Origin of the sequence: Persicitalea sp. (assembly GCF_041751555.1) — a bacterium.
Taxonomy (GTDB): domain Bacteria; phylum Bacteroidota; class Bacteroidia; order Cytophagales; family Spirosomataceae; genus Persicitalea.
On record NZ_JBGSXF010000523.1, the window covers coordinates 1 to 9,401 of the forward strand.

General features: G+C 53.3%; 6 protein-coding genes and 1 tRNA gene. 3 read left to right on the forward strand and 4 right to left on the reverse strand.

What is annotated here, in order from left to right; genetic code table 11:
- Together pglZ and brxL are read left to right on the forward strand one after the other, a co-directional pair.
- On the forward strand, nt 1–2,239 hold a 2,239-nt coding region (gene pglZ, locus ACEW8P_RS18675), incomplete at its 5' end, for a BREX-1 system phosphatase PglZ type A (protein WP_373514593.1).
- A gap of 259 nt (nt 2,240–2,498) precedes the next feature.
- Complete coding sequence (gene brxL, locus ACEW8P_RS18680) at nt 2,499–4,520, forward strand: BREX system Lon protease-like protein BrxL (protein WP_373514594.1); 2,022 nt, start codon at nt 2,499–2,501, stop codon at nt 4,518–4,520.
- 143 nt (nt 4,521–4,663) lie between these two features.
- Here the strand turns inward: brxL and ACEW8P_RS18685 are convergent.
- The 4 genes from ACEW8P_RS18685 to rpoN all read right to left on the reverse strand — a co-directional run bounded on the left by ACEW8P_RS18685 (nt 4,664) and on the right by rpoN (nt 8,002).
- Nucleotides 4,664–4,737 (reverse strand) — tRNA-Arg (locus ACEW8P_RS18685).
- Nucleotides 4,738–4,827: 90 nt separating this feature from the next.
- On the reverse strand, nt 4,828–5,607 hold the full coding sequence (locus tag ACEW8P_RS18690) for an enoyl-CoA hydratase/isomerase family protein (RefSeq protein WP_373514595.1): 780 nt from the start codon (nt 5,605–5,607) through the stop codon (nt 4,828–4,830).
- Nucleotides 5,608–5,741: 134 nt separating this feature from the next.
- Nucleotides 5,742–6,380 carry a hypothetical protein gene (locus ACEW8P_RS18695; RefSeq protein ID WP_373514596.1) on the reverse strand — a complete coding sequence of 213 codons (639 nt, stop codon included), beginning with the start codon at nt 6,378–6,380 and terminating at the stop codon, nt 5,742–5,744.
- A 170-nt stretch (nt 6,381–6,550) separates the two neighbouring features.
- Nucleotides 6,551–8,002, reverse strand: a complete 1,452-nt coding sequence (rpoN, locus tag ACEW8P_RS18700) for an RNA polymerase factor sigma-54 (protein ID WP_373514597.1) — start codon at nt 8,000–8,002, stop codon at nt 6,551–6,553.
- A gap of 340 nt (nt 8,003–8,342) precedes the next feature.
- Between rpoN and asnS the strand changes: the two genes are divergently transcribed.
- A partial coding sequence (asnS, locus tag ACEW8P_RS18705; RefSeq protein ID WP_373514598.1) for an asparagine--tRNA ligase occupies nt 8,343–9,401 on the forward strand: 1,059 nt, incomplete at its 3' end.

Sequence of the window (9,401 nt, forward strand, 5' to 3'; positions counted from 1 at the left end):
CCACTACGAATTCCACACCAGCCAGGAAGCCACCTACCTGCAGGAACTGGGGCTGGACTACGCCTACAAAGGCCTCGTCGGCGAACACCTGGAATTTTTCAAGAGCAAAGAGCGTCGTCAAAAACTCGCGGCTCTGCTCGGCCCGGACGATACCCACGCGGACATCCGCCGCAAGATGCTGGCTGTAGTCTTCGGCATTGGCCACGTCAGCCTGCCCGCCTTCGTGCAGGCCCACGCCGCCGCCTTCGCCGCCGACAGCGACCGCCCCGAGCGCGAGCTGGAGCGCTACCAGCTCAGCGACTTCTACTGGGGACTCATCGCGACTACCTACAAGTACCACGCCGCGCAGCCGGGGTTGTACGACTTTCTGCTGGAAGTATTTTCCAACGTCTTCTCGCTGACCAAAAGCACGGGCCTCACCAAAGACGCAAGTCTGCTATTATCGGTCTGGAAAGATTCCATCGCGTACCGGGACGCCTTCCGCGAAATCTCTGCCCGCATCGCCACCGATCTTGACGTACAATCTCTGCTCGACGCCAGCCCGCTCGACGACCTCCAGAGCGACGACCTCTTCCGCATCATCGACTTCAAAATCATCCACGACTTCACCGAGCGCATCGTGGCCGGCAGCACCGACGCCGAAAAGGTGAGCCAGTGGATCAAGAGCCGCGAGAATAAGTATTGGTTCGCCGAATTCGCGGACTACTACGCCGCCCTCGGCCACGCCACTGAGTTGCTCGACCTGGTGCAGAAGTACATCCCCGCGCCTTTCCCGACCATCGAGGAGGGCATCCGGCGCTACGGCGACCAACTCTATCGGGCCGACTTCCACTACCGGAAGTTCATCTGGCACTACCGCAACACGTCGCAGGACAAAGCGCTGGGATTACTTTTTGGCAAAGTCGAAAAGGTGTATTCCAACGACTGGCTGCTGCCACTCAACAACCAGTGGCAGACGACCATCGACGCCGCCACCGAATGGCCCATCCTGCCCCAAACCTCGCAGGCGCGCTTCTACAAGCACCAGGTCGAGCCGATCCTTGCCAAAGGACAGCGGCTGTTCGTGGTCGTCTCCGACGCGCTTCGCTACGAATGCGGGGCCGAGTTTGTGCAGCGCGTCAAGGCCGAAAACCGTTACGAGGGGGAGATTCAGCCGCTGCTTTCCGTTCTGCCTTCCTACACCCAACTGGGCATGGCCGCCCTGCTGCCGCAGCAGTCGCTCACCATCGCGGAAGGGAGCGACAAGGTGGTCGCGGACGGTATCCCCGCCCTGGGTTTGCAGGGTCGCAACCGCGTACTCGAAGCCCTGGCGGGCTATAAGGCCATCGGCATTCAGGCCGAAGACTTCATGAAAATGAACTCCTCGACGGAGGGGCGGGCCTTCGTGAAGCAATATGACCTGATCTATATTTTTCATAATCAGATTGACAAAACCGGGGACGACAAAACCACGGAAGACGAAGTGTTTGCCGCCGTGGATCGGGAACTCGACTATCTGATGGAGGTCATCAAAAGAATAGCGAACATGAACGGTACCAACGTCTTCATCACCTCCGACCACGGTTTCCTCTACCAGCACCAGCCATTGGACGAGTCGGACTTCGCCCACGTGCAAGTGGAAGGCGAAATCTGGAAGGAAAACCGACGGTACATCATCGGCAAAGATTTGAAAACCAACGCCAGCACTCGCCACTTCACGGCTTCGGCGCTCAATCTGGACGGAGATTTCGACGTGCTGATCCCGAAATCCATCAACCGCCACCGGGTCAAGGGCGCCGGGTCGCGGTTTGTCCACGGAGGCGCTTCCTTGCAGGAGGTCGTCATCCCGCTGATCAAGGTGACCAAGAAGCGGCAAAACACCACCCGCCAGGTAGCGGTGGATATCATTCAGCAGACCAACAAGATCACCACCAACCTGGTGTCGGTTTCGTTTCTGCAAACGGAACTGGCCACCGATAGTGTGCTGCCGCGCACGATCCGCGCGGCTTTTTACGCCGGCGACGGGGAGCAATTGAGCGATCAGTTCAACTTTATTTTCGACATCGAAGAAGGCAGCGAACGGCAGCGGGAAGTGAAGCATCCATTTCAGTTGAGCAGCAAGGCCAGCGGGAAGTACAAGAATCAACGCGTGAAGCTAATACTGGAGGAGCCGGTGGAGGGGTCGTCCAAATGGCGGCCGTACAAGGAGTACCTTTACACGCTCAATATTTCATTTTCGAGCGACTTTGATAATTTTTAGAGGTAGTCTGAGGACGATTGAAGGGATAGTCAAGCGATGTGACACTTTTGTTTAGCATAGGGCCATCCGTTGAAAGGATATATCCTAATCCCGTAGGGATTCAATATTTATAGATGAATGTATCCTGGTTTAGTGGTGCGACCCCTACGGGGTCGTATGTTCGCTTCTATGCATGTTTCTACAAATATTTGAATCCTACGGATTCTTTTCATCCCTCCTAAATCCAAAGAACCTACTAAAATTGACCCATTGATAACGCATGAACCCCATCGACGACCTCCTCAACACCCACTTCCCCGGCAAGGTAGTCCGCAAGGACCTGACCAAACTGGTGAAGGGCAACGCCATCGTCCCCACCTACGTGCTGGAGTACCTGCTGGGCCAATACTGCGCCACCGACGTGGAGGACACCATTGCCGAGGGCGTCGAGAACGTAAAAAACATCATCGCCCGGCACTTCGTCCACCGCGACGAGGCGCAGATAATCAAGTCTACGATCCGTGAAAAAGGCTTGCACCGCATTATCGACAAAGTCGCCGTGCGCCTCAACGACATGAAGGATGTGTATGAGGCAGAGTTTGCCAATCTGGGCCTTAAAAAGGTCGTAATTAATGATCTCATTGTCAAAGAACACCAAAAACTACTATCCAGTGGGGTGTGGTGCATCGTGACGATGGGCTACTTTCCCTCGGACGAGCGCGACGTGTCGCCCTGGATCATCGAGAGCCTGAAACCGATTCAGATCGCCAACATCGACGTCGAAGAATACAAAACCGCCAGAAAAAATTTCACAAAGGACGAGTGGATCGATGCTTTGATGCAGTCAATCGGTCTCAATCCGGCTGAATTTTCCTTCCGCTCCAAACTACTCCAACTGTGTCGGCTGATTCCCTTCGCCGAAAATAACTACAACCTCATCGAGCTGGGGCCTAAAGGCACGGGTAAGTCGCACATCTATTCCGAAATGTCGCCGCATGGCATGTTGATTTCCGGTGGGGAGGTCTCGAAGGCCAAGCTGTTCGTCAACAACAGCACGGGGGAAATCGGCCTGGTGGGCTATTGGGACGTAGTGGCCTACGATGAATTCGCGGGCAAGACCAAAAAGGCCGACCGTGGCCTGGTCGATATTCTAAAAAACTACATGGCCAACAAATCTTTTTCGCGGGGAACGCAGGTCTATGGCGCGGCGGCTTCCATGGTGTTCGTCGGCAACACGGACCATTCTGTCCCCTACATGCTGAAACACGCCAACCTGTTCGAGGCCCTGCCCAAAGACTACTACGACACGGCGTTTCTGGATCGTATTCACGCCTACCTGCCGGGATGGGAAGTGCAGAAACTACGCAACGACATGTTCACCGCCGATTTCGGTTTCATCGTGGACTACCTGGCCGAGGTACTCAAAGAACTCCGCAAAGAGGACCACACCCAGGCCTACACCGCGTACTTTCAACTCTCGGACAGCATCACCACCCGCGACAAAACGGCCATTGCCAAGACTTTCTCAGGTCTGGTGAAAGTGATTTTTCCCGACGGGAATTTCACCAAGGAAGAAGCCAAAGAATTGATCGAGTTCGCCATCGAATGCCGACGCCGGGTCAAAGAGCAACTCCGCCTCATGGACGACACCTTCGAGGCGGCCGATTTCAGCTACACGGACAAGGCGTCGAAAATCAAGAAAGTAGTCTTCACGCTGGAAGAAATCGAGTACGGCCGGGCGGAGGCCGAGCCGGAGGACGTCATTGATACCTCCGAAAGCGCACCCGCCGAAGAAAACCAACCAGCTTCCAATGCCGCCAGTTCCAAAACCCGACAAATCAGCATCCGGGACAATCAAACGGGTGTTTCCTACGAAAAGCTTTTCGGAGAATACTTAATTGGGGCCACGGACATTAAGGTGACCGACCCTTACGTGCGCTTGCCCTATCAGCTCAGGAACTTCATGGAATTTGCCACGCTGGTCGCCAAGACGAAGTCTGACGATCAGGAGGTAAAACTGCATCTGGTCACGAACAACAACGAAGACTACCTGGAAAACGCCAAAGAGTCGTTCACCGAGATCGCCGATTCGCTGGAACCCTGGGGCATCGTATTTTCCTACGAATTTGACGAAGTCGTCCATGATCGCTCCATCGAGCTGAACAATGGCTGGGAAATCGTGCTGGGCCGCGGGCTGGATATTTTCCAAAAAACAAACGGTAAGTACGACATCGCGGAACACTACCAGGAGAAGCGGCAGTGTAAGGTGTGTAAAATTACCTTTTTGGCTTCTCCTGAGTAACACGTTGCCGCCCGCAGTTATTATTCCTCCAAAAGTGCCATCTCCTCGTCCAGTACCTCAAACTCGTAAAGCGCTGGGGTACAGAATTGGGTATAAAACAAAAAAGCACTTAGCGAACAAACGCTAAGTGCTTTACTTCCAAGTGATTCTGTAGGGATTCGAACCCCAAACCTCCTGATCCGTAATCAGGTGCTCTATCCAATTGAGCTACAGAACCATTCCGCTAATGGGACTGCAAAAGTAGTGCATCATTGGGTTTTCACCAAAACATTTTTCTTGATTTTTATAAAGAACCATCCACGGGCTGCTATAAACCCTGAAAATCAGGCTTCCGCTTTTGTAAAAAAGCCATGATTCCTTCGGCCGTATCGCGCGATTGGCCAAGTACATCCTGCTCTTGCGCCTCCACTTCCAACATCGTTTCCAGGTCGGAATTCAATGATTGGTTGAGGGCTCGCTTCATGGCTCCGATGGCACGGGTGGGCGCGTGGCGGTAATAGGCGATGGTTTCGGCCACGGCGGCGTCTAGTTCCGTGGCTGGTACGGCGCGTTGGACCATTCCGATTTGAACGGCTTCGGGGCCATAGATGCGGCGGCCCGTGGAGGCAAGGTCGAAGGCGCGGGCGGTACCGACTAGCCGGGGCAGAAAAAAGGTAGAACCGGCATCGGGCATGAGTCCGATACCGACGAAAAGCTGAGCAAAATAGGCTTCTTCGGGCATGATGACCACGTCGCAGGCCAGCGCCAGCGAGCAGCCCGCTCCTGCCACCAAACCATTGAGGCGGCATACAACTGGCTTGGGAATAGTACGCAAAGCCCGAATCATGGGATTGTAGCGGCTGCGCAGGGCGTTACCCATGCTAGGGTTTTCGCCCAGTCCGGCTTTCAGGTCGGCCCCGGAGCAAAAGGCTTTGTCGCCCGACCCGGTCAGCAGCACGACCCGGACGGTGTCGTCTTCGGCGGCAGCGGTTACGGCCTGAGTGATTTCCTGAATGAGGTCAGGACTAAGGGCATTATGTACCTGCGGTCGGTCGAGGGTTATGCGCGCCACACCATCGGCGACTTCATAAATTAAGTTTTGGTACATCAAAAAGTAGGGTTAACAGCGGATGATCCAGCCGGGAAAGGCTGGGAATTAGAATAAAAAGCAAACCATTAACTACCGGGGCATGAAGGCCCCGGAGTCGGAACATAAAGGGGACGAAGTAAAAGGCATTGACTTTAAAAGAACAAAAACACCGCCGACATACTGATTACCACGCCCAAACCTAACCCGGCGGATACCTGCGCGGGCGTGTGAGCATCGAGGCGCAGCCGCGCACTTAGCAGAAAACCTGTGGCAATGACACTGAGGACAAGGGGAATGAACAGTCCAAAATCACCGAAGCGCAGGATAACTCCCCCTAAGGCTCCCAAACAGCCACCCATACCTGTGGCGTGAGCACTGATCTGCCAATTCAGGCTGATAACGGCAACGAACACCAAAGAAACCGTAATGCTGGCAAGAATTACTGCAACCTGAGGGGCCAGTTCGCCGATAGGCTGGAACTGCCAGCCAAATAGGTAGATGCTTACTGAGTAGATGAGAATGGTAGCCAGATAGGGCAACCGCCGATCGCGCAGGGTTTGGAGCTGCAAACTCCTGACAAAACCCAATCGGTACATATAGTAGATGACCAACGCCGGCACCACGAAAGTATTCATGAATAGCAGTACTAACAGACTGACCCGCGCCGAAGGACTCAAGGCGATAACGCCAACGAGTTCGGGCGCCAAACCAAAGAGAAGGCCGAAAATGTAGGTAGGCAGCAGCAGCGGGTGCAGGGCGACGGAAAGAACAAGGGCAAGGCGGCGATTCAATACAGCGTGTTTCAGTTTCGACTTGTGAAACAGCAAAAGTACCCTTTCTGTTGAGTTGTACAGTTGTTTATTCGTTTAGGATTTTTGCCATATATTTTGCGGGCATATGGTTGGGCAGCCCAAATTTCCACATCTAGACAAATCCACATCTTAACCCTTAAACAAAAATCCTAGATTTGCTTCCTTAGCCGCGCCACCGGAATATTGAGTTGCTCGCGGTACTTGGCCACGGTGCGGCGGGCGATGTTGTAGCCTTTGGCGTTCAGGAGTTTTTCCAGTTTGTCGTCGGAGAAAGGCTTGCGCTTGGGCTCGTTTTCGATGAGTTCCCGCAGAATATTCTTGACCTCGCGGCTGCTGGCGTCCTCGCCGGAGTCGGTGGCGATGCCCTCGGAAAAGAAATACTTGAGCGGATAAAGACCAAATTCTGTCTGTACGCACTTGCTGCTGGCCACGCGTGAAACCGTCGAGACATCCATGTCGATGACCGCAGCGATGTCCTTCAGGATCATGGGCCGGAGTCTGGTTTCGTCGCCGTCGAGAAAGAAATCGTACTGGTAGTTCAGAATGGCCGACATCGTGCGCATGAGCGTGGCCTGTCGTTGCTTGATTGCGTCGATGAACCATTTGGCCGAGTCCAGTTTCTGCTTGACGAAGGTTGCCGTTTCCCGAACGCTTTTATTCGTTTTGTCGCTCTTGTGGTAGGTGTCGAGCATATCGGAGAACGTGCGGTTGATCCGTAGTTCGGGGGCATTCCGGGCATTCAATGTCACCTCAAGATCGCCGTTGTGGTTGCTCAGTATGAAATCGGGCGTGAGATAGTGTGAGCGGTCGTCGTCGCCCTCCACCGAGCCGGGCTTGGGATTTAGTTTAGTAATGAGTGTAAGGACATCGTAGGCTTCCTCGCTCGAAATCCCCAATCGCCGCTGGATCTTCTCGTAGTGTTTTTTCGAAAACTCCTCGAAATAGTGTTCGATGGTCTGAAGAGCCAGCTGTACCGTCACGTCCGACTGCTCTCGTCGCCGGAGTTGCAGCAGCAAGCATTCCTGCAAACTGCGGGCACCGATGCCCGCTGGCTCCAAAGCCTGTACCATTTTCAAGACACGGTTCAGTTCACATTCGGTAGTGTATATACCCTGTGTAAACACCAGGTCGCTGGCAATGGATTTAAGAGCCCGGCGCAAATAGCCATCGTTTTCAATACTACCCAGCAGGTGAAGTCCCAGAAAGCGCTCTTGTTCAGTAAGGTGCAGGAAGCCGAACTGCTGAAATAGGCTGTCGTGCAGCGTCATGTGTGTTGCTACGGGAAACTCCCGGTCTTCTTCATTGTTGTATGAGCCATCGCCATACATTTTGTAGCCGCCCATATCCTCATGCTGTAGGTAGCTGTCCAGGTCCAGGTCATCCTGCTGGCTTTCCTCATATTCGTTCCCGTCGTTTTCTGCGAGGTCGTATTCGTTTTTTACAATCTCCTCTTGTCCTTCTTCCAGGGCCGGATTGATTTCTATCTCTTCTTTGATGCGGGCATCGAGTTCGGCAGTGGGAACCTGTAGCAACTTTATGAATTGGATCTGCTGCGGGGATAGTTTTTGCAGAAAACCCTGATTGATTAAAAGTTTTTGCATGAGTTAGTAAAGGTTGTTCATGGTGGATTATATGTGTTCATTCTGGCCTCAAGCACCCCCTCGACAATCAACGGTTACTTCTCAATCAATATTGGTGCCAAGTTATCGCATTACTCTGAACAAAGTAACTGATTGATAGATATTTTTTTATAAAAAACTTATTTCCAGCAGGTTAAATGGGAGGACTCAAATATTAAAAATAATTTTTAGTATTTGAAATGTAGGCTTGCATTGGGGGAACTACGCAGCGACGTAGGTTTTGGACGGCTAATTCGTAATTTTGCCCCGCTTGGCAAAAATGCCCTCCACTGTTATTTATTTTTCATTGTCTATCTAATTGATGGGTCCTGTACAGATTAAACAAATTCTACAAAGTGCCGAAGTCAGCCAACCCGTAGAAATCAAAGCTTGGGTGCGTACAAAGCGCGAAAGCAAAAACGCCATTTTCATTGCTCTCAACGATGGCTCCACGCTACACAACATTCAGGCGGTAGCCGAGCCGGGGCAGTTTCCTGAAGCTATCCTGCGTCTTATTACGACGGGAGCCTGCCTGAAAGTCACAGGAACGCTGGTAGAGTCGCTGGGTTCCGGGCAGTCGGTGGAGGTCAAAATACAGGATGTCCACATTTACGGAGCCGCCGATCCGGAAGAATACCCGCTGCAACCTAAGAAGCATTCGCTGGAGTTTCTGCGTGAAATTGCGCACCTGCGGCCGCGCACCAACACATTTTCGGCCATCCTCAGGATTCGTCACGCCCTGGCTTTTGCCGTCCATAAGTACTATAATGACAACGGCTTTTTCAACCTCCACACGCCCATCATCACCGCATCCGACGCCGAGGGTGCGGGTGAGATGTTCCGCGTCACGACGCTGGACGCCGAAAAACCGCCCCGCGACGAGGCCGGAAAGATCGACTATAAGGAAGATTTCTTTGGCCGCGAGACCAACCTGACCGTGTCGGGCCAACTGGAAGGCGAGCTGGGTGCGCTGGCTTTGTCCAAGATTTATACCTTCGGCCCTACGTTCCGGGCCGAAAATTCCAATACCACCCGCCACCTGGCTGAGTTCTGGATGATCGAGCCGGAAATGGCGTTTTTCGACCTAAACGACAATATGGATCTGGCGGAAGATTTCGTGAAATATGTGATCCGCTACGCCCTGGACAACTGCGCCGACGACCTAGAATTCCTCGAAAAGCGCCAGACTGACGAGGGAAAAAGCAAGCCGCAGGCCGAGCGTTCGATGCCGCTGAGCGAGAAACTCCGCTTCGTGGCCGACAATCCTTTCGAACGACTTACCTACACGGAGGCGATCAGGATTCTGGAAAATTCCAAGCCGCACAAGCAGAAGAAGTTCCAGTACCACGTGGAATGGGGTGTGGACCTGCAGAGCGAGCAC